Below are 20,202 nucleotides of genomic sequence, written 5' to 3'. Positions count from 1 at the left end.
AGCCCATGAGCCCTTTGCGGCCATGGGCTTTATGGTACCTTGCGCAGGGAAAAAATAGGGGAGGCCGGTATGGGAAATTCTCTGAAGGTAATGCTGGTGGATGACGAGGTGACAATCCTGGAAGGATTTAAAAGACTGTTTGACTGGAAGGCATATGGGTGTGAGGTGGTGTGTGAGGCCCTGGACGGGGTAATGGCTGTGAACCAGGCCAAATTGTACCAGCCGGATATTATTATCATGGATATCAATATTCCTGTTATGTCGGGGCTGGAAGCTCTTCGGGTAATCAGAGATCAGAACGGGGAATGCGCCTGTGTCATAGTGAGCGGCTATGATGAATTTGAATACTGCCGCGAGGCGCTGCGCCTTCAGATCATGGACTATATTCTGAAGCCTGTGGATTTCGGGGAGTTCGGAAAAGTGATTGAAAGAATAAAGCTGAAGCTGATACAGAACAAATGCCCGCAGACAGGCCTGTGTGCGGAAAAGCCTGTATATCAGCTGGCGGCCTACCTTCAGGAGCATCTTTCTGAGGATATCACCCTGCAGACCCTGGCGGACGAATTCCACTTGAATCCTTCTTATATCAGTCAGCTGTTTAAAAATGAACTGGGTATGAAGTATCATGATTATTTAACAAAGCTGCGCATGGACAAAGCGAGGACGCTGCTTGCTTCTACAGGAAAGAGTATTACGGAAATAGCGGGAGAAACAGGCTTCAGGGATTACCGGGTTTTCACCAAAGTGTTCAAGAGCGCGGAAGGGGAATCCCCCTCCGCTTTCAGAAGCAGGTTCTCCATTAGCTTTCCGGAAACCTGCTGAATAAGATTGACAAATAAGGTTTATTACTATAAACTAGGTTTATAGTAATAAACCTTATTTGCGTTTCGGGAAGGAATATCTGACGCAGAAAGCGAGGAACCCATGGAAATACCGAGAATACCGGATGGAGAATACCGATTTGCAGAATTAGTCTGGGACAATGAGCCGATAAACTCCACGATGCTGATCCGGCTTGCCCAGGAGAGCCTGGGGTGGAAAAAGGCTACCAGCTATACCGTGCTGAGAAAGCTGTGCGAGAAGGGGATCCTTAAGAATGAGAATGCCACGGTTACCGCACGGATTAAGAAGGATGCCGTATGCAGACAGGAGAGTGAGTATTTGCTGCACAGAAGCTTCGGTAATTCGCTTCCTGCTTTCGTCGCCTCCTTTCTCCAGGATAAAAAACTGACCCGGCAGGAGGCAGAAGAGTTAAAACGGCTGATTGATGCCGCCAGCGCAGGTGAGAATGAAAAGGGCTGAAAGAGCGGATTTTTTTGCAGAGCCGGAAAGGAGTCCTGATTATGTATGATATGCTTCAAATGCTGCCGAAGATTGTAAACATGACGCTTGCCGCATCCTTTGCAGGCTGCGTGGTCCTGCTGCTTCGGGCTGTGCTCAGGAAGGTGCCCGCAGGGTATTTTTATGCGCTGTGGCTCATGGTATTCCTGCGTTTCCTGTGCCCCTTCACATGGGAATCCGCGGTGAGCCTGATTCCTGTCAGAGGGGATGCGGTGACCTATAAGTCCTTTGTTTCTGCCGGAGTAAATGTTTATGCAGGAGTGAGCGCCGCACTGCCTGCGGACAGCGTGATTCGTAAAATCCCGGCTGCGGCAGGAAATATGGGGGTGGATTATGGGAAGCTGCTGGTCGGTTTTTGTGCGGCGGTATGGATTGCGGGAATGCTTGTTTTTCTTGCGTTCACGTTCCGTTCTTTCCTTCGGCTGAAAAAGCAGGTGGCGGAGGCTGTTGTCCTGTATCCTGCGGGAAAGGGACAGGCCCGTGTTTACGAAAGCCCTCAAATAGATTCCCCTTTTCTGCTGGGCCTTCTGCGGCCTGTGATTTATCTGCCCGCCGGAATGAAGGAGGAAGAAAGACAGCATGTCCTGGCGCATGAATATCAGCATGTCCGCCGCAGGGATTATCTGATAAAGCCGGTCTGTTTTCTGGCGGTGCTGCTTCACTGGTTCAATCCTCTGGCTTGGCTTTTTTTTCGTTTTATGACGGAGGACATGGAACGCTCCTGTGATGACAGAGTGTTAAAAAATATGAATGCACAGGAACGCGCGGGATATGCGCAGACCCTTCTGCGCCTGGGGCTTCGTAATAATGGTATGGGGTATATGCTGCCTGCGGCTTTCGGGGAAAGCAATACGAAAAAGCGTATTTCCCATATCCTCAGCTTCCGAAAGCCATCCGTATGGCTGTGTGCGGCAGCGCTGCTTCTGGTTGTGGGGGCAGGGGCGGTGCTTCTTACTTCGCCGTCTGCCAAAGAGGGGGAAGCGCAGGAGGAAGAAGGCGGCATGACGGCAGGGCCTCTGGAAGGAGAAGCGCTGGCGGCCGGGCTGTCGGACAAAAGGAATCCGTATATAGGAGATCACATCCGGGATGCGGCGCTGTTTGGTATGCTGCCGGTTCCGGAGACGCTGGAATACCGGAAGATGGAATTGCAGACGACGCAGGAGCCATACGAACTGATTATGGTGTACGGGCTCAGGGAAAATGCGGATATGCCAAGAAAGGAATGGAGCTTTTCCAATGCGGTTCTGCTCTTTGCTTCCATAGAAAATGCCGGAAAAATCAGCTATGCAGTGGAAAAGGGAGCGGAAGAATACCGTGTCACCTATGACAGAAGTGATGCGGAGGCCATTTTTGGCCCGCTGTATGCATATTCTGCCGATAAAGATAAAATGATGGAATTGCAGAGACTGCTTTCTTCGTATATGGGGAGAGGGATTACAATAGAGGCTGGAGAGGAAAAGATATACACGCTGGATTCGGAAGGAAACAGAATTCCGGGGCAGGCGGAACTGGATGGAGAGCCTGAAAAAACAGGCGAAGAATCAGAACCGGAACAGACGGATAACCTGCCTGTCCGTATGGAACTGGATAAAGAAGTATATTCCGTGAAGGAACCGGTACTGATAATGACAATAGAAAATCTGTCGGATCAAAATCTGACCTTTGGAGATCCTTATGATTTGCTCAGGGAAGAAGGAGGAGAATACCGGCTTGTTCCAATGAAGGAAAATACAGGCTGGCATGATATTTTAAATGTGATCCTGCCGGGAGGAAATACAGAGCAGAAAATGGATTTGAGCGTGATTTACGAAGGGCTGGATCCCGGAAATTATATGATCAGCAAATCAGCCGTACTGGAAGATGAAGATGGGGAAGCCGGTGATTCTATTGTGCTCTCCATTCCCTTTGTATTATACTAGCGCTCCATTCGGCCAGAAACACTAGGATTAAACTGAAAAGCAGATCAGGAAATACCGGAGTATATTTATATGCTGCCGGTATTTTACTGATCTGTTTTGTTTATAATGAATGATTTTCAAATATGCATGCAGATGCGATAGGCACAATTGGTACGCCTATGTATACATTCAGATTGTGAGTTGTAAAATATATATGAAAATACGGAAAAATAATTGATAATTTTATTCAATAATGCTGGTCGAATGAAGATAAATATGTTATAATTTTAACAGTCATGCGGCCGGCTTTTTTTATTGCCCCGGCTGCATACAAGGCGGCCGGACTGTCTGAGGGGAACAGTCCGGACTGCATCGGTATAATGGGATTGATAAAAGCTCTCCCAAAAGACTGAAGACAGTATGGAAAACGAGAAGGAAAGGGGAAGTTACATTTTAATGAGCCGACTAAAAATCAGTACACCTGACCGGGCCCAGTTAACTGTGGAACGGTTGTACAAGGATCTGGAACGTCATATTGTTGCCAGCCCGCCGGGGCTTTGCCCGGTCGATCTGCAGCTGTCCTTTTTGAAGCTGTGTCATGCACAGACCTGCGGCAAATGCGTACCCTGCCGTGTAGGCCTCCTGCAGCTTCAGAATCTGCTGGAGCAGGTTCTGGACGGGACAGCCACTATGGATACGCTGGCCCTTATTGAGGAAACCGCGAATAATATTACGGATTCCGCGGACTGCGCGATTGGCTTTGAAGCTGCCCACATGGTTCTGGCAGGGCTTCAGGGCTGCAGAGATGATTATGTTTACCATATTGAGCATGGAAAATGCTCTTATTCCATCACACAGCCGGTGCCCTGCGTGGCGCTCTGCCCGGCCGGTGTGGACATACCGGGATATATTGCCCTGGTGGGAGAAGAAAGATATGCGGATGCGGTTTCCCTCATCCGTAAGGACAATCCTTTCCCTACGGCATGCGCCCTGATCTGTGAGCATCCCTGTGAAGCCAGATGCCGCAGGAATATGATTGACAGCTCCGTAAATATACGGGGGCTGAAGCGGATGGCTGTAGATAATGCCCCGGCCAATACCGTGCCTGTACCGCCGAAGGCTCCGTCTACCGGAAAGAGAATTGCGATTGCAGGAGGAGGCCCCGGAGGCTTGTCTGCGGCATACTATCTGGAATTGATGGGCCATCATGCGGTAGTGTTTGAACAGAAGAGCCAGCTGGGCGGCATGCTGCGTTACGGGATTCCCAATTACCGTTTCCCGAGAGAACGGCTGGACGAGGACATAGAAGCCATTTTGTCCACCGGCGTGGAGGTACATACGAATGCGAATATCGGGAATGGGGAGAATGACATCCCTCTGAGCCGTCTGCGGGAAGATTTCGATGCGGTTTATATCGCCATAGGCGCCCATACCGATAAGAAGATCGGAATGGAAGGAGAAGATGCGCAAGGTGTTATTTCAGCGGTGGAAATGCTGCGTAATATCGGTGATGGCAATCCTCCTGATTTTACAGGAAAAAGAGTTATCGTCGTGGGCGGCGGCAATGTCGCTATGGACTGCACCCGTTCAGCGCTCCGGCTGGGCGCAAGCTCGGTGGGGATCGCTTACCGCAGACGCCAGAATGACATGACGGCGCTTCCGGAAGAAGTGGAAGGCGCAATAGCGGAAGGGGCGGAGCTTTACAGCCTGAAAGCACCCGTGAGAGTGGAAGCGGACGAGGATGGAAATGTGGCGGCCCTGTGGGTGCAGCCGCAGATAATCGGGCCGATTGATGCCTGGGGACGCGCCCGTCCGGTACAGGCTGACGTGGAACTGAAAAGAATACCGTGTGATATCGTGATAGTTGCGGTAGGACAGGGTATTGAATCCCGGCATTTCGAGGATTCCGGCGTTCCGGTGCACTGGGGAACGATTGAAGCCCTGGAAGAGGCTTCCGTTAAAGATATTCCCGGCATTTTTGCCGGCGGGGACTGCGTGACGGGACCGGCGACGGTAATCCGTGCCATTGCAGCGGGCAAGGTGGCTGCCGCCAATATCGATGAATATCTGGGTTACCATCATGTGATTTCCTGCGATGTGGAAATCCCGCAGGTAAACTATGCGGATAAGAAACCCTGCGGCCGGGTGAATATGGAAGAACGGGAAACCGGCGAACGGAAGTGCGATTTTGAGGAAATTGAACGCTGTATGACAAAAGAAGAGGCCGCACAGGAAGCGGGACGCTGCCTCAGATGCGATCATTACGGATATGGAAATCTGAAAGGAGGCCGCGCAGCAATATGGTAACACTGACAATAGACAATAAAAAAATCAGCGTGCCGGAAGGCACTACGATAATGAAAGCGGCGGCGTCCGTGGGAATTATGATTCCCCATCTGTGCTATCTGGAAGGAATCAATGAAATCAGCGCCTGTAAGGTATGCGTAGTGGAGATGCAGGGAAAGACCAAGCTGATAACCGCCTGCAATAATCCTGTGGAGGAAGGAATGGTGCTCTATACCAATTCTCCCAAGGCACGGGCAGTCAGAAGGACCAATGTGGAGCTGATTCTTTCCCAGCATAACAGCAACTGCGCCACCTGCGTGCGCAGCGGCAACTGCAATCTGCAGAAGTTGTCCAATGACCTAGGGATTATTGATATACCTTACAAAAAAGAAATTATGGAAATGCCCTGGAATCGGGATTTCCCTTTAATCCGAGATTTCGGCAAATGCATTAAATGCATGCGCTGTGTGCAGATATGCGACAAAGTACAGGATCTGCATATCTGGGATGTGCAGAATACAGGCTCAAGGACAACGGTGGATGTATCACAGAACCGGATAATAGAGGAATCCGACTGCAGTATCTGCGGTCAGTGCATTACCCATTGTCCCACAGGCGCTTTGCGTGAAAGGGATGATACGTCAAAGATTTTCCGCGCGCTGGCTGATCCGGAAACCATTACGGTAGTGCAGGTGGCGCCGGCAGTGAGAGCCGCCTGGGGAGAGGCCCTGGATATGCCGGCCTATATGGCGACGGAAGGCCGGATGGTAGCCGCGCTGAAAAAAATAGGTTTTGATTATGTGTTTGATACCAATTTCTCCGCCGATCTCACTATAATGGAAGAAGGCAATGAACTGCTGGCCCGGCTGGCGGATCCGGAAGAAAAAAGATGGCCCATGTTCACCTCCTGCTGTCCGGCCTGGGTAAGGTTCATGAAATCCCAGTATCCGGAAATGGCGGATCATCTTTCCACTGCCAAATCACCCCAGCAGATGTTCGGGGCAATTACCAAGAGCTATTTTGCGGAGAAGACGGGAGTGGATCCGAAGAAGATCTGCAGTATTTCCATCATGCCCTGTGTTTCCAAAAAGATGGAGGCCGTACTTCCGGATATGTACAGCGCGGGAGCGGGAGCAGATGTGGATATTGTTCTGACAACCCGTGAATTCGCAAGACTTGTCCGGGCAGAGCATATCGCTCCGGCGCTGCTCACGGAAGAAGCGTTTGATTCCCCGCTGGGGGAGAGTACCGGAGCAGGCGTGATTTTCGGTGTGACCGGCGGCGTTATGGAAGCGGCGCTCAGGACTGCTTACTATTGTGTGGAAGGAGTGAATCCTCCGCCTGACACCTTTTCCGATGTGAGAGGATTTGAAGGCCGGAAGGAAGCTTCCTTTACCCTGGGAGGAAAGAAGCTCCGCACCTGTACGGTCAGCGGGCTTAAAAATGCCAGGGATTTGATGGAGGATATACGCTCCGGTGCTGTACATTATGATTTTGTGGAAGTGATGGCATGTCCGGGAGGCTGTGTGGGAGGCGGCGGACAGCCTATCCTCGACGGTGTGGAAATGGCGGATGTAAGAGGGCCGAAGCTATATAAGCTGGATTCCCAAAGGCCGCTGCGCTTTTCCCATGATAATCCTGAGATCATAAAGCTCTATGAAGAATACCTGGAAAAACCGTTGGGAGAGAAGTCTCATCACCTGCTTCATACCCACGGATAAACTGCAATTGACGACGCTGCGGAAATTTGGAAAATATTCTTTTTTTCAAATTACTTGACAGCGTCGGAAAGTACACAGTATAATAAGAAGGATTCGTAGAAGGAAAGGACAACACCCTTGTACCACGGGTGTTGTCTTTTTGTGTGAAAAGCTTGAAATAAAGGAAGGATTTTTGAATGGAAATAACGAGATACCAAGACGCAGCAATTGATTCCCGCATACTTCGTGCCGTGGAGGAAATGGGTTTTGTACAGATGACACCTATACAGGAGCAGGCAATTCCCGTATTATTGGAAAGAAAAGATGTAATTGGCCAGGCACAGACAGGAACCGGAAAGACAGCGGCCTTCGGAATCCCTGTTATACAGAATACAGATCCGGATAACAGAAACCTGCAGGCAGTGGTTCTGTGTCCTACCAGGGAGCTTGCAATTCAGGCGGCGGATGAGATGCGCCGGTTTGCCAAATATATGCATGGAGTCAAGATTCTGCCTATTTACGGAGGGCAGGACATTAACCGACAGATTAAGGCATTAAAGAGCGGTGTCCAGATTATTGTCGGGACCCCGGGACGTGTTATGGATCATATGCGCCGCCATACACTGAAGATGGATCAGGTGAATATGGTAGTCCTGGATGAAGCGGACGAAATGCTGAACATGGGCTTCCGTGAGGATATCGAGACTATTCTTCAGGGGATTCCCTCTGAACATCAGACGGCATTATTCTCAGCGACAATGCCCAAACCTATTCTGGAAATTACGGATACCTACCAGCAGGATGCAACCTATTTGAAGATGACCAGACAGGAACTGACCATTCCGCTTGTAAAGCAGTACTATTACCGGGTTAACAGTCAGATTAAGGTGGAGGTAACAAGCCGCCTTCTGGATTATTACAGTATACAGAGATCCCTTATTTTCTGCAATACCAAGAGAATGGTGGATGAACTTTCCGAAACACTGAAGGGTAAGGGCTATGCGGCAGAGGGCCTGCATGGTGATCTTTCCCAGAACCAGAGGGATACGGTGATGAATCGTTTCCGCAGCGGCAACCTGCAGATCCTGATCGCTACGGATGTGGCGGCAAGGGGTATTGATGTGGATGATGTGGAAGCGGTATTTAATTATGACCTCCCTCAGGATATTGAATATTATGTGCATCGTATCGGACGTACCGGAAGAGCGGGAAGAGAAGGACGTTCCTTTACCTTCGTTTCCAACCGGGAAATGTACCGCCTCAGAGATATCGAAAAAAGCTGTAAGACCACGATTCAGGAAAGAAAAGTTCCGTCTGCGGCAGATATTGTTTCCATAAAGGCGGAAAGAGCGCTTCGTGCAGCCTTCGATCTTCTGGAAGGGGATTCCTTTAAGAACCTGACCGAAATGGTGGAAAGAAAGTTGGAAGACAGCGAGTACAGCGCTGCAGAGCTGGCAGCGGCATTCCTGAAGCTTCAGATGGGTGAAGAGCCTCAGGAAATACCGGAGATGGTTCCCGAAAGAAGAAGAAGCTATTCCAGGGGCAGCCGTGACTTCAGTAATGGACGTCAGGACAGAGACGGAAGGAACAGAAGCAGAGGTGCGGGAAGCTCCGATGGCAAGCGTCAGCGTTTTTCTGATGACAGAGGCGGTGAGAGACGCAGATACCGTGATACGGCTTCCGGAAAAGACGGCAGAAGCGGACACAATTACAGTTCCGGCCGCCGTCAGGCAGAAGGCGGAGCCCGCAGGGAAAAAGACAGACGTATCGGTTAATTATATGGGTAATGGGAAAGCTGCCATCGGGAAATAGCCTGACGGCAGCTTATTTTTTTTAAGATATCTTTCATAAACAGGAACCGGGACGGAATACCTTTTAAAAAGAGTTTTTGTTTATGGAGGAAACTTATGCTACAATTAATGACAGATGGAATTCTCAGATTTCTGGCAAATCAGCCGAAAGCCTTTGCCCATGTGAAAGGATCGGAACATTATCCGGATGTGCAGGGGCTTGTTACCTTTTATGATTTAATGGATGGGACAATTGTGATGGTGGATATTTCCGGGCTGCCGGATACGGGTGAACCCTGCGGCGGGAAATTTTATGGATTTCATATCCATGAAGGAGCGGCATGCACCGGGAATGATACGGATCCCTTTGCGGATGCCGGAACGCATTATAATCCGGATAACTGTCCCCATCCTGCCCATGCAGGTGATATGCCTGTGCTGGAAGGAAACAGGGGCAGGGCCTGGACGGCATTTTATACGGAACGCTTTACACCCGAACAGGTGAAGGGGAAAACGGTGATTATACATTCCATGGCCGATGATTACCGATCCCAGCCTTCCGGTGATTCCGGGGAAAAGATGGCCTGCGGAACTATCCGTTGAGGATTTATTTGCATGGGAAAAAAAGGTAGTGTATAATACAAGTCAAATACCCCGCCGCAGGCAGCGGGTATCATGCGCCTGTTTTCAATGAATACGAAATGAGGAAAATATGAACGATAGTAAAAAGGAAGAACGTTTAAATAAATATCTGGCCGACTGCGGGATTTGTTCCCGCAGAGAGGCGGATCGGATGATAGAAGCGGGAAGGGTTATTGTAAACGGCGTCCCCGCGCAGATGGGAATGCGTATTTCCGAGATGGATGACATAACGGTGGACGGCCGTCCGCTGGATAAAAAGGACAGAAAGGTCGTCCTTGCTTATTATAAGCCGGTGGGAGTTACCTGTACGGAAAAAGATAAATATGCGGAAAAGACCATACGTGATGCCATTGATTATCCTATCCGGGTTACCTATGCGGGAAGGCTGGACAAGGATTCGGAAGGACTTCTTCTCCTTACAAATGACGGTGATTTGATCAATGGCCTGATGAGGGCTGCCAATTACCATGAAAAAGAATATCTGGTAAGGGTGAATAAGCCGATAACAGATACCTTTCTACAGAAAATGGCGGAAGGTGTTTTTCTGAAAGAGCTCAATGTACAGACCCGTCCCTGCCAGGTGGAAAAAGAAGGAAAATTTGTTTTCCGGATCGTACTCACCCAGGGATTGAACAGACAGATCAGGCGAATGTGCCGGGCCCTGGGATTTGACGCGCAGGGAATAAAACGGGTGCGTGTGGCCAATATTACCATTGGGAAGCTGAAACCGGGAAATTACCGTCTGCTGACAGCAGAGGAATTGGATGAACTCTACGGGCAGCTGAATTCCTGAAAAAATGTGACAGACGGAGATTAAAGGAGATTCGCAGGAGATGGATAAGACTGCAAGAATGAAGGAACTGATTGCAATATTAAATGAAGCGTCCAGGGCTTATTATGCTCAGGACAGGGAAATTATGAGCAATTATGAATATGATAAGCTGTATGATGAACTCGTATCCCTGGAGGAAGAGACAGGCACTGTTATGGCGGGAAGCCCCACGGTCAGCGTTGGCTATGAGGCGGTTGACGAACTGCCCAAGGAGCGGCATGAAAGTCCCATGCTTTCCCTGGGAAAAACGAAAAGCAGGGAAGACCTGAGGGACTGGCTGGGAGAACAGAAGGGACTGCTTTCCTGGAAGCTGGATGGCCTGACAATTGTACTTACCTACAGGGACGGACAGCTGTTTAAGGCGGTAACCAGAGGAAACGGGGAAATCGGGGAAGTGATTACCGGAAATGCCAGAGTGTTTGTGAACCTCCCTCTGTCCATACCCTTTAAGGGAGAACTGGTGCTTCGCGGAGAAGCGGTTATCACATATGAGGATTTCCGGAAAATAAATGAACAGATTGAGGATGCCGATGCCAGATACAAAAATCCGAGGAACCTTTGCTCCGGTTCGGTGAGACAGCTGAATAATGAGATTACCGCACAGAGAAATGTCCGCTTTTTTGCATTTGCGCTTGTAAAGGCGGACGATGTGGATTTTCAGAATTCCCGAAAGGAACAGTTCTTATTTCTGCAGAAGCTGGGCTTTGAGGTTGTGGAATTTAAAGAAGTGGACAGCGATACCATTCTGTCCGCTGTGGAAGAGTTTGAAAATAAGGTGGCAGGCTATTCGGTTCCTTCGGATGGTCTGGTATTGATTTATGATGATATCGCCTATGGCCTTTCCCTGGGACGGACAGCTAAATTCCCCAGGGATTCCATCGCGTTTAAGTGGGCGGATGAAACGGCAGAAACCACGCTGCGTGAGATAGAGTGGAGCGCGAGCAGGACGGGACTCATTAATCCGGTTGCCATCTTTGACCCGGTGGAGCTGGAGGGAACAACGGTGAGCCGTGCCAGTGTCCATAATATCAGTATTGTCAGAGGACTGAAGCTGGGAATCGGTGACCGTATAACCGTTTATAAGGCCAATATGATAATCCCGCAGATTGCGGAAAACCTCACCGGCAGCGATACGCTGCCCATACCGGATACCTGCCCGGTGTGCGGAGGGGCAACGAAGATAGAGCAGGTGAATGACGTACAGTCTCTGTACTGTACCAATCCGGACTGTGATGCCAAAAAGCTGAAGGCTTTTACACTTTTTGTGAGCCGCGACGCCATGAATATTGACGGGCTGTCGGAGGCTACCTTGGAGAAATTCCTGGGAAGAGGATATCTTCATACGTTTGCGGATTTGTTCCATCTGGGGAAATATGAGGAAGAGATCATTGAAATGGAAGGGTTCGGGGAAAAATCCTTCCGGAATCTCATGGAAAGCCTGGAAAGAGCAAGAAAAACCACGCTGCCCAGAGTGATTTACGGTCTCGGAATAGCTAATATCGGCCTCGCGAATGCCAAAATGCTCTGCCGGGAATATCATGATGATTTGGAACGCATGATGGAGGCCGATGTGGAAGAACTGAGTCTGATTGACGGCATCGGGGGAGTGATTGCGGGAACCTTCCATGATTACTGGCAGTCTGAAACAAACAGGGAAAATATGAAAAAGCTTCTGAAGGAGCTTGAGATAGAGCAGATAGAAGTGGACGAATCGGCGCTGACCCTGCAGGGAAAGGTTTTTGTAGTAACCGGAAGCCTGGAGCATTTTGACGGCAGAAGCGCATTGAAGGAGCTGATTGAAAGCAGAGGAGGAAAGGTGACAGGAAGCGTTACCGGCAAAACCACATGCCTGATTAACAACGACATCGCGTCCAATTCCTCCAAGAATAAAAAGGCAAAGGAACTGGAGGTTCCTATCGTTACGGAAGAAGATTTTATGAGACAATATCTGGATATGGAGGTATAAGGGATGCCAATTAAAGTACAAAGTGATCTGCCTGCAAGGGCGATACTGGAAGATGAGAACATTTTTGTCATGGATGAATACAGGGCGCAGCATCAGGATATGCGCCCTCTTCAAATCTGCATCCTTAATCTGATGCCTGTGAAGCAGGATACGGAGCTTCAGCTCCTGCGCTCTCTGTCGAATACGCCTCTGCAGGTTGATGTGACTTTCATGAAGATGAACAGCCATACCTCGCTGAATACCTCGCCCACGCATCTGAATAAATTTTATAATACCTTTAATGAATTGAAATCGCATAAGTATGACGGCCTTATAATCACAGGGGCGCCCGTGGAACAGATCCCCTTTGAAGAGGTGGATTACTGGCCGGAGCTCTGCGAAATCATGGAATGGTCCAAGAGCCATGTCACCAGCACCTTCCATATATGCTGGGGAGCCCAGGCGGGCCTTTACTATCATTTCGGGTTAAATAAGGTCCTGCTTCCGGAAAAGCTTTTCGGTGTATTTTCCCATAAGGTATCCAATCGGAGGGTCCCGCTGGTAAGGGGCTTTGACGATTATTTTTACATACCGCACAGCCGGCATACCACTGTGCCCGCCGAAGAAATCCATGCCTGCAGGGAATTGCTGGTTATGGCGGAATCGGAGGAGGCCGGCGTGCTTCTCGCCATGGCCGGAGAGGGCCGGCAGATTTTCGTAATGGGGCATCCGGAATATGACAGATATACGCTCCATAATGAATATATGCGTGATAAAGAGAAGAATCTGCCTATTCAGGTTCCGCTCAATTATTATCCGGAGGACGATTGTACACAGCGTCCGACTATGCTTTGGAGATCCCATTGTAATGATTTGTATACTAACTGGCTGAACTACTATGTATACCAGGCAACGCCATATGATCTGGGTGAAATTTGAGGGAAATATGATACCTTGTTTTTGAAAAACACTGCAGAACAGGAAAGAATCTGCTTTTGCAGTGTTTTTATACGGAAGATGTTGATTTAAAACAGGAAGGTGAGTCAAAAACATGCCTTATGTTAAATTATCAGATAAAGCGAATTCAAATATAACAATAATGATTTTTACAGAAGGTACATTAATTATGCATACCTCGCTGATGCATATCTATGACTATTCAACATATAAACCAATTGGAAACTGTGTGGATTTAATCAATAAATGGAACGAGCAAGGTGCAGAAATTGTGTATTGTACTTCACGAAAAGAAAAGCAAGTAGCAATAATTGCCGATATATTGAAAAAGAATGGTTTTTGTGGCACTAAATTATATTATCGCGGCAAGGATCAAACTTATAGTGAAATTATTGAACAGGTAAAACCGGATATCCTTATTGAAGATGATTGTAAAAGTATTGGCGGTAAAACGCAAATGTGCATATATCATGTCCGTGAGATAATCAGACAACAAATTCATTCAATTGCTGTTGCTGAATTTAAAGGTATTGATCATTTGCCAGATCAGATTTCAGAATTACAAGATACAAAATGAGCCGATTGAGAAACTATAAAGGCATGAAATATAAAGTTTCGCTTAGTCTGTTGCTTCTTCTGATATGTGGCTAAAATAGCTTACACTACCTTATAACGAAATAAAAAGTTCATCAACTGTTGTCCTTAATTCTTTCGCTAAACTGAATGCCAAAGCCAAAGTCGGATCATATTTATCATTTTCGATAGCATTAACGGTTTGTCTGGAAACCCCGCATTTTTTTGCTAATTCTTCTTGTGATAATCCGCGTTCTTTTCTTTTTTCCCTGATTATGTTTCTCATCATCAATCACCATGCTTTTTCTTGAAAGCCAGAAGAGATATGCAGTAAATCATTGCAATAACACTGAGCTTTATAAAAGGATTTATTACCATAGCTTCCACTTTGACAATAGCCTCAATTATATCAATCACAAGACCAAATACGGCAACAAGGAGAGTAAAGGCGCTGGCTTTCCAGACTATTAATTGTTTTCTCTCATCACCCGGTTTCAGCAGAGAAATAATCATCACGATATCCAGCACAATGAGCGCAAGAAGAAAAATACCAAAGCAAATTAACATTAAATTGTCCATAAAATACTCATTTCTATTTTTTGTAGTTTAAGGCTCTGGCTGATGCATTCTCCTTATTCCATTTCGCTCACCGGTTCATCAGCCCCGGCGGTGCTGTCTTCGGCATCTTCCTTAATAACAGACACACTTCCTTTTGCCCTTTTCCCTGTCACAGCAACAGTATAGGTGCCATCATCCTGTATGACTACCTGAAAGGCTGAGGTTGGAATATCGGTGCCTTTATATATCGGATCTTCCTCGCCTTTTTGAAGCTGAATATCAACACTTCCCGACTGGCTGACAACATCAAAACGGAGAATATCACCCGCCGCCAATTTCAATTTCTGGGAATCTGTCATATTCAATACATCATACTGCATAATAAGCTGGCTTTCATTTCCTGTACGGCTGCCGTCAAATTTCGTAAAATTACAGGCGGAAAAGGAAACTACTGATACCAGTATCAAAATAGAAGTAAAAATTTTTTTCATTATGCCTGCCACCTTTCGCTATTTGTATCCATTCTATTCACGGGTAATCCTCTGTTTTTTCAAACAAGTCTTTTTGATTATACTTTATTCTTCCATGTTTTCATAGCCGTCAGGCAGAAGATGTTGCCGCCTGCATACTCTGTGAGGTATAATGAAGTAAAGCACATGCCTGCGGCTGTACATAAAAATAGCAGAGAAGGAATACATAACATGATAAACAGAGAAGACATGCTGGAACTGACCAGGCGGATGACCCTTGCCCGGACATCTTTTTCAAGAATAGCCGGATGCTATATAGATAAGGATGGTGACTTTGAGGGGAGCTTCAACACGAACTTCCTGAAGCTGTCCGCAGCGGAAAAAACGAAAAAGCTGAAGCTGGCGAAGGCGATTCCCTATTCAGAAACAAATGTAAACCTTAAGAAATACGAAATACCCCAGAGTATGCAGAAGCCGGGGAGCATGTGGCAGCTGCTCATGACAATGAATGAGTGCGGTCTGAAAAATGATGCCCTGATGGATACATTTTATGATATTGTGATGGAAAGCTATCGTTCAGATTCGGAGTATGCCATTCTGGTTTTCCACGGCCGTTATGATATCCCTTTGAAGGCCGCTGATAAAGTGGGGCTGTGGGAGTCGGAGGAGGTTTTTGAATATATGATTTGTGCCATTTGTCCGTTGGAGGGAGAATATGAGCCGGGGGATCCGGAGTGTGGATTTTTGTTTCCGGCGTTTACGGACAGAAGCAGGGACTTAGACCATATAGCTGTTTTTCAGGCGGATACGGATCGGCCGCATGAGGAAATATTAAAGATTTTAGGGATAAGCCGGTAAAAAGGATGAGGTATGAAAAGGGATTTTCCCGGGAGGTTTGTTATGAAAAAATATGTTTCTATTATTATTGTATTCGTATTTATGCTGACTCTCATGGCTTGTGGCCGTAAGGAAATACCGGAAGTAACAGAGACAGATGCGATGGAAACAACAGAAACAGGCACGATGGAAACAGTTTCTGGCACGGAGGAAGAAAGTATTCCTGCAGAAACCTCTTTGCAGGAAACGGAGGAAGAGGAGATTCCTTTCCTTACAAGCGCGCCGAAGCTTTACCTGTCCGATGCCTTATCCAGCACGATGAACCGGATTGAACTGCAGTCCGGAAATTATTCATGGAGCTATCTGGACAATGGGGAAACGACAAGTATGGTGGCCTGCGGCGTCCATCCTCTGGATAAAGGGGCGGGCGGTGAGGAAAAAGTGAAACTGCCGGATTATAACGGGATTGATTTTGTGTCTTATCTTGTTTCAAGTGAAGCGTCACCCGACAGCATTCTGGTCAGTGAATGGGATGCTGCCGATGAAGGAAATGTTGAGGCAAAGCCGAATTATGAAGAGGTCTATGAGGAAGCCTTCTTCATAGAAGTAAAGCCGGATAAAATATATGAGATTACAGCGGTATGGAAGGATGAAAAGCTGGAAGAAAGAGGATTCAGCGGTGAGGCCTCTTATGTATTGAAGACGGAGTAAGCAAATATCATAATGTTGTTCGAAGAGACGGCTGTTTCCCCACAGCCGTCTTTTGCTGTACAAAAGACTTTTCCGAAAAATGCAGAAAGAATCTCTATAGCGGTACTATTTAATAATACAGTTATGTCTTGTAGACATCTTTTTTATAACTACAGAAAAAATGTACTAAAAGCACTTAGTACATATATTTTGTACAAATTAAATAATAAACATTGAAAAACACCGGATAACAATATATAATAAGTGCATAAATAACAGCTTCGACAAAAGTGATAGCGCTATCATATAGTCAAAATGATTATTTTTATTGACCGAACAAAAGAAATAATGGTTGAAATATTTGCTGTACAGACATTCAAAAAGAAGGCGGACAAGCGATATAGATACAACAAATATGCAATAAAGAAGATACGAAAAGTAAGTAAACTCAAAAAGAAACTGTTAATTCAACAAAGTAAAGGAGGAAACTGGTTATGAAGAGACTGGGAGCTGTATTATTGTCAGCAGCTATGGTTCTGTCGCTTACAGCATGTGGGGGGGGGGGGTAAAAACTGATGCACCTGCTGCCTCCGAACCGGCTAAGGAATCCGCTTCTCCTGAAGCGGCACCTGCGGATGACGCAGAAGGCGCTGCGGCGGAAGGTACGGATATCAGCGGAAGTACGCTGGAGGTTGCGGTTACTTACACCGGTGATCAGGCGACCACGTTCCAGGGCCTGGTAGACAAGTTTGAAGAAGAGTATGGATGTACGGTTAATGTAGCCGAGTATGGTACGGATTATGAAAACACCTTAAAAACACGTATGGCGGCAAATGAGCTTCCCGATGTATTCCAGACACATGGATGGTCCATCCTGCGTTATAAGGAATACCTGATGAATCTGCAGGATCAGCCCTGGGTTTCGGATTATGATGATTCCGCGCTGGGCGTTATCCAGGATGATGACGGAGCGATTTATGTCCTGATGATTTCCGAACTGATTAACGGAACATTGGTAAATACGGATGTTTGTGACGCGGCAGGAGTGGATCCTTATACCATCCATACATGGGATGATTTCACAGAGGCATGTGAGAAGGTGAAAGCGAGCGGAACTACCCCTATCTGTGTGCTTTCCAATCCCGGACTCCTTGCAAACTATGCGGGAACCTTTGTAAGCTATGAAGGAGAAATGTTCCAGGATTCTGCGGCTATGCTGGACGGTTCTTTTGACTGGCAGGATTACAAGGCTTCACTGATTAAGTATATGGCAGGCTGGATTGAATCCGGTTATTACTTCGATGATATCCTCACACTGGTGGATACTGACCTGACCGAACGTTTCGCAGCCGGAAAGGGCGCGTTCTGTTTGGGAAATGACCCTTCCGTAATGCTTACCTGCCTCACTCTTAATCCGGATGCCAACTTTATTTTCCTTCCCTCTTTTGCATCAAAAGAAGGCGGTAAAGAGCATGTTGGTATTGGAGAAGGAGATGCCTTTGGTATTTGGAAAGACACAAAGAATGCTGATGCCGCCAAACTTTTCTTAGAGTATATGGCACGTCCGGAGGTGGCGAAAGAAATGAACGCCGCAACAGGCAAAATCAGCTGTCTGAAATCCACCATGGATATTGATGATGGTTATGGCCTGAAAGTATTCCAGGAAATGAAAGAAAAATGTGCGGACTGCGATATTTTCTATGAGAACCTTTGGGACAGACAGTATATGCCGTCCGGTATGTGGCCGATTTTCGGAAACGCCAGCAATATGCTTTTTGATGACCCCAGTGAAAAAGGTCAGGATGCGGTAATTGAATATCTGCTTGAGAACTATCAGGATTTGTATGAAGCTGCTAAAGAAGGCTGAAATAGTTAAACAGAGAGAACAACTGAAAGAAATCTGAAACGATGGTGGGGTGGCAATGCCATCTCACCTGTTTTGATAAAGGGGGTTTTATTTTGAAAAAAAGAAAGTGGATCTATCTCTCTTTGACTATTCCGGCTCTGGCCTTAATGATTTTATTTATTGCAGCTCCTCTGGTAAATGCGATTCGGATATCCTTCTTTAAGTGGAATGGATATTCGCAGAACATGCGCTGGTACGGCCTGAAGAATTTTGCGAATCTGTTCAAAGATGATTTGTTCTGGAGATCGACTCTGAATACATTTATTTATGGCTTTGGCTCCACGCTTGTCCAGAATGTGGGCGGTCTTGCAGCCGCATTGTTTCTGAATAACAAGTTCAAGGGCAGAAATGGTGTACGAGTTATCCTGTATATGCCTATTATGATTTCCGCATTTATTATGGGGCAGATACTATATTATTTTGTACAGGCAGAAGGCGGCGTATTTAATGAACTGTTAGGCCTTATCGGCATTCCTGCGGTTTATTGGATGAAAACAGGCCTTTCCTCCACCCTTATGATTACCCTCGCCAATTCCTGGCAGTATATGGGGCTTTGTATGATCATTTATCTGGCAGGCCTTCAGAATATTCCTTCCATGTATAAGGAAGCGGCAAAGCTGGACGGCGCGAACAGGGTAAAAGAATTTGTCCACGTAACACTTCCCCTGCTGATTCCCTCTATCACAACAGCAGTGGTAACCAACCTGATAGGCGGTTTTAAGTTGTTTGATGCCATTGTGGCGATGTCAAACGGCGGCCCCAACAGGAAGTCCATGTCCCTTTCCTTTTATATCTCCCAGCTGTATTTTAATGATGAAAAGGCGGGATATGCTTCTGCAGTTGGTATCATGACTTTCTTTATCATTATGATTGTAGCTCTGCCTGTAAACGCTTATCTGCGTAAGAAGGAGGTGGAGTATTGATGGAAGGAAAGCTTAAGAAAAGCAAGGGGCCGAATACCCGCTCCGTATGGTGGTGCTATCTTGTGGCGGTATTGCTGATACTGATTTATCTGCTGCCTATTTATATCATGCTCAACCTGTCATTTCGTACGCTGCAGGATTTGGGATCGAAATTATCCCTTCCGGCGGCCTGGAATCTGCAAAACTACGCAGATGTATTAAAGAGCGGTGATTTATGGCTGGGCTTCAAGAACTCCATTATTCTTGTGGTGGAAACGGTAACGCTTGAAATCGTGCTGGCTGCGCTGGCGGCCTATGGGCTTGCAAGAAGCAGCGGCAGGCTTTCGGAATCGATCCGTAACCTGAATATGGGTATCATGATGATTCCCAGTGTGGCGCTTCTGGTTGGTACATACGGCCTGATGGTTAAATTCCATATGACCAATACCCTTTACGGGCTGGCTCTGCTGTCCGCGGCAGGAGGGATCCCGGGAACCATGTTTATGTATGTCAACTTTGTGGTTTCCATTCCCACGGCGCTGGATGAGGCGGCGGCTATTGATGGCGCAGGCGTAATCCGTACCTTTACCCAGATCATCATGCCGCAGCTGAAGGCCGTGACAGTAACCAGAATTATTATGTCTGCAACAGGCTGCTGGAATAATTACCTGATGCCCATGTACCTGCTGCAGGATAAGTCGAAATTCACCATTATCCTTGTGATCAAGTCGGCATTTAACAGGACAAATGGCGTAGGAAATTTGCCCAAGGCCTGTGCGACGTGTGCGCTGGGGCTGCTGCCCGTTATTCTGCTTTATCTGTTCCTTCAGAAATACATTATAGAAGGGCAGATTGACAGTTCCGTGAAATAAATA

Annotated in this window: 19 protein-coding genes; 16 read left to right on the top strand and 3 right to left on the bottom strand. The window is 47.2% G+C overall.

Features of this window, described 5'->3' with window-relative positions; genetic code table 11:
* Positions 1-69: 69 nt before the first annotated feature.
* The 11 genes from BLA28_RS15730 (at position 70) to BLA28_RS15680 (ending at position 13,968) form a co-directional block, all read left to right on the top strand.
* A complete protein-coding gene (locus BLA28_RS15730) occupies positions 70-822 on the top strand; it encodes a response regulator transcription factor (protein WP_069158119.1) in 753 nt (250 codons plus the stop codon).
* Between the two features lie 102 nt (positions 823-924).
* Positions 925-1,302, top strand: a complete 378-nt coding sequence (locus BLA28_RS15725; protein ID WP_044962744.1) for a BlaI/MecI/CopY family transcriptional regulator — start codon at positions 925-927, stop codon at positions 1,300-1,302.
* 41 nt (positions 1,303-1,343) lie between these two features.
* Positions 1,344-3,260, top strand: a complete 1,917-nt coding sequence (locus BLA28_RS15720) for a M56 family metallopeptidase (RefSeq protein ID WP_069158118.1) — start codon at positions 1,344-1,346, stop codon at positions 3,258-3,260.
* A gap of 435 nt (positions 3,261-3,695) precedes the next feature.
* Positions 3,696-5,546 carry an NAD(P)-binding protein gene (locus tag BLA28_RS15715; RefSeq protein ID WP_044962750.1) on the top strand — a complete coding sequence of 617 codons (1,851 nt, stop codon included), beginning with the start codon at positions 3,696-3,698 and terminating at the stop codon, positions 5,544-5,546.
* The gene (locus BLA28_RS15710; protein WP_069158117.1) at positions 5,540-7,246 is read left to right on the top strand and encodes an NADH-dependent [FeFe] hydrogenase, group A6; all 1,707 of its coding nucleotides are present in this window, start codon (positions 5,540-5,542) and stop codon (positions 7,244-7,246) included. The genes BLA28_RS15715 and BLA28_RS15710 overlap by 7 nt, the downstream gene beginning before the upstream one ends.
* 176 nt (positions 7,247-7,422) lie before the next feature.
* Positions 7,423-9,000: a DEAD/DEAH box helicase gene (locus tag BLA28_RS15705; protein ID WP_069158116.1), complete on the top strand. Its 1,578-nt coding sequence runs from the start codon at positions 7,423-7,425 to the stop codon at positions 8,998-9,000.
* A gap of 132 nt (positions 9,001-9,132) precedes the next feature.
* A complete protein-coding gene (locus BLA28_RS15700) occupies positions 9,133-9,618 on the top strand; it encodes a superoxide dismutase family protein (RefSeq protein ID WP_044962946.1) in 486 nt (161 codons plus the stop codon).
* A 109-nt stretch (positions 9,619-9,727) separates the two neighbouring features.
* Complete coding sequence (locus BLA28_RS15695) at positions 9,728-10,450, top strand: pseudouridine synthase (RefSeq protein WP_009252498.1); 723 nt, start codon at positions 9,728-9,730, stop codon at positions 10,448-10,450.
* 40 nt (positions 10,451-10,490) lie between these two features.
* Positions 10,491-12,455, top strand: a complete 1,965-nt coding sequence (ligA, locus tag BLA28_RS15690; protein WP_069152576.1) for an NAD-dependent DNA ligase LigA — start codon at positions 10,491-10,493, stop codon at positions 12,453-12,455.
* Positions 12,456-12,458: 3 nt separating this feature from the next.
* The gene (gene metA / locus BLA28_RS15685) at positions 12,459-13,373 is read left to right on the top strand and encodes a homoserine O-acetyltransferase MetA (RefSeq protein ID WP_009252500.1); all 915 of its coding nucleotides are present in this window, start codon (positions 12,459-12,461) and stop codon (positions 13,371-13,373) included.
* Positions 13,374-13,485: 112 nt separating this feature from the next.
* The gene (locus BLA28_RS15680; RefSeq protein ID WP_069158115.1) at positions 13,486-13,968 is read left to right on the top strand and encodes an HAD family hydrolase; all 483 of its coding nucleotides are present in this window, start codon (positions 13,486-13,488) and stop codon (positions 13,966-13,968) included.
* Positions 13,969-14,058: 90 nt separating this feature from the next.
* On the opposite strand, the gene BLA28_RS15675 is transcribed toward BLA28_RS15680, so the two are convergent.
* Genes BLA28_RS15675 through BLA28_RS15665 form a run of 3 tightly spaced genes read right to left on the bottom strand, consistent with a single transcriptional unit; the run spans position 14,059 to position 15,013 of the window.
* A complete protein-coding gene (locus tag BLA28_RS15675) occupies positions 14,059-14,250 on the bottom strand; it encodes a helix-turn-helix transcriptional regulator (protein ID WP_141702968.1) in 192 nt (63 codons plus the stop codon).
* 2 nt (positions 14,251-14,252) lie between these two features.
* Positions 14,253-14,543, bottom strand: coding sequence for a hypothetical protein (locus tag BLA28_RS15670; RefSeq protein ID WP_069152574.1), 291 nt, complete (start codon positions 14,541-14,543; stop codon positions 14,253-14,255).
* 53 nt (positions 14,544-14,596) lie between these two features.
* Entirely contained in the window at positions 14,597-15,013 is a 417-nt protein-coding gene (locus BLA28_RS15665; protein ID WP_069158113.1) for a hypothetical protein, read from the bottom strand.
* 210 nt (positions 15,014-15,223) lie between these two features.
* Here BLA28_RS15665 and BLA28_RS15660 point away from each other — a divergent pair, with 210 nt between their 5' ends.
* The 5 genes from BLA28_RS15660 to BLA28_RS15640 all read left to right on the top strand — a co-directional run bounded on the left by BLA28_RS15660 (position 15,224) and on the right by BLA28_RS15640 (position 20,199).
* Complete coding sequence (locus tag BLA28_RS15660; RefSeq protein WP_044962947.1) at positions 15,224-15,850, top strand: DUF4317 family protein; 627 nt, start codon at positions 15,224-15,226, stop codon at positions 15,848-15,850.
* A 42-nt stretch (positions 15,851-15,892) separates the two neighbouring features.
* The gene (locus BLA28_RS15655; protein WP_141702949.1) at positions 15,893-16,540 is read left to right on the top strand and encodes a hypothetical protein; all 648 of its coding nucleotides are present in this window, start codon (positions 15,893-15,895) and stop codon (positions 16,538-16,540) included.
* A 529-nt stretch (positions 16,541-17,069) separates the two neighbouring features.
* Positions 17,070-18,386 carry an ABC transporter substrate-binding protein gene (locus BLA28_RS15650; protein WP_069431126.1) on the top strand — a complete coding sequence of 439 codons (1,317 nt, stop codon included), beginning with the start codon at positions 17,070-17,072 and terminating at the stop codon, positions 18,384-18,386.
* A 92-nt stretch (positions 18,387-18,478) separates the two neighbouring features.
* Entirely contained in the window at positions 18,479-19,348 is an 870-nt protein-coding gene (locus BLA28_RS15645; protein ID WP_069158628.1) for a carbohydrate ABC transporter permease, read from the top strand.
* A complete protein-coding gene (locus BLA28_RS15640; RefSeq protein ID WP_044962779.1) occupies positions 19,348-20,199 on the top strand; it encodes a carbohydrate ABC transporter permease in 852 nt (283 codons plus the stop codon). Before BLA28_RS15645 ends, BLA28_RS15640 begins: the two co-directional genes overlap by 1 nt.
* The last annotated feature ends 3 nt before the right edge of the window (positions 20,200-20,202 follow it).

The organism is Eisenbergiella tayi (assembly GCF_001881565.1).
Taxonomy (GTDB): domain Bacteria; phylum Bacillota; class Clostridia; order Lachnospirales; family Lachnospiraceae; genus Eisenbergiella; species Eisenbergiella tayi.
This window is presented reverse-complemented; position numbering and strand designations above follow the sequence as displayed.

Excerpts from the sequence above, each read along its gene's own strand:
- BLA28_RS15730 (WP_069158119.1), top strand. The coding sequence starts at position 70 with ATGGGAAATTCTCTGAAGGTAATGCTGGTGGATGACGAGGTGACAATC.
- BLA28_RS15725 (WP_044962744.1), top strand. The coding sequence starts at position 925 with ATGGAAATACCGAGAATACCGGATGGAGAATACCGATTTGCAGAATTA.
- BLA28_RS15720 (WP_069158118.1), top strand. The coding sequence starts at position 1,344 with ATGTATGATATGCTTCAAATGCTGCCGAAGATTGTAAACATGACGCTT.
- BLA28_RS15715 (WP_044962750.1), top strand. The coding sequence starts at position 3,696 with ATGAGCCGACTAAAAATCAGTACACCTGACCGGGCCCAGTTAACTGTG.
- BLA28_RS15710 (WP_069158117.1), top strand. The coding sequence starts at position 5,540 with ATGGTAACACTGACAATAGACAATAAAAAAATCAGCGTGCCGGAAGGC.
- BLA28_RS15705 (WP_069158116.1), top strand. The coding sequence starts at position 7,423 with ATGGAAATAACGAGATACCAAGACGCAGCAATTGATTCCCGCATACTT.
- BLA28_RS15700 (WP_044962946.1), top strand. The coding sequence starts at position 9,133 with ATGCTACAATTAATGACAGATGGAATTCTCAGATTTCTGGCAAATCAG.
- BLA28_RS15695 (WP_009252498.1), top strand. The coding sequence starts at position 9,728 with ATGAACGATAGTAAAAAGGAAGAACGTTTAAATAAATATCTGGCCGAC.
- ligA (WP_069152576.1), top strand. The coding sequence starts at position 10,491 with ATGGATAAGACTGCAAGAATGAAGGAACTGATTGCAATATTAAATGAA.
- metA (WP_009252500.1), top strand. The coding sequence starts at position 12,459 with ATGCCAATTAAAGTACAAAGTGATCTGCCTGCAAGGGCGATACTGGAA.
- BLA28_RS15680 (WP_069158115.1), top strand. The coding sequence starts at position 13,486 with ATGCCTTATGTTAAATTATCAGATAAAGCGAATTCAAATATAACAATA.
- BLA28_RS15675 (WP_141702968.1), bottom strand. The coding sequence starts at position 14,250 with ATGAGAAACATAATCAGGGAAAAAAGAAAAGAACGCGGATTATCACAA.
- BLA28_RS15670 (WP_069152574.1), bottom strand. The coding sequence starts at position 14,543 with ATGGACAATTTAATGTTAATTTGCTTTGGTATTTTTCTTCTTGCGCTC.
- BLA28_RS15665 (WP_069158113.1), bottom strand. The coding sequence starts at position 15,013 with ATGAAAAAAATTTTTACTTCTATTTTGATACTGGTATCAGTAGTTTCC.
- BLA28_RS15660 (WP_044962947.1), top strand. The coding sequence starts at position 15,224 with ATGATAAACAGAGAAGACATGCTGGAACTGACCAGGCGGATGACCCTT.
- BLA28_RS15655 (WP_141702949.1), top strand. The coding sequence starts at position 15,893 with ATGAAAAAATATGTTTCTATTATTATTGTATTCGTATTTATGCTGACT.
- BLA28_RS15650 (WP_069431126.1), top strand. The coding sequence starts at position 17,070 with ATGTGGGGGGGGGGGGTAAAAACTGATGCACCTGCTGCCTCCGAACCG.
- BLA28_RS15640 (WP_044962779.1), top strand. The coding sequence starts at position 19,348 with ATGGAAGGAAAGCTTAAGAAAAGCAAGGGGCCGAATACCCGCTCCGTA.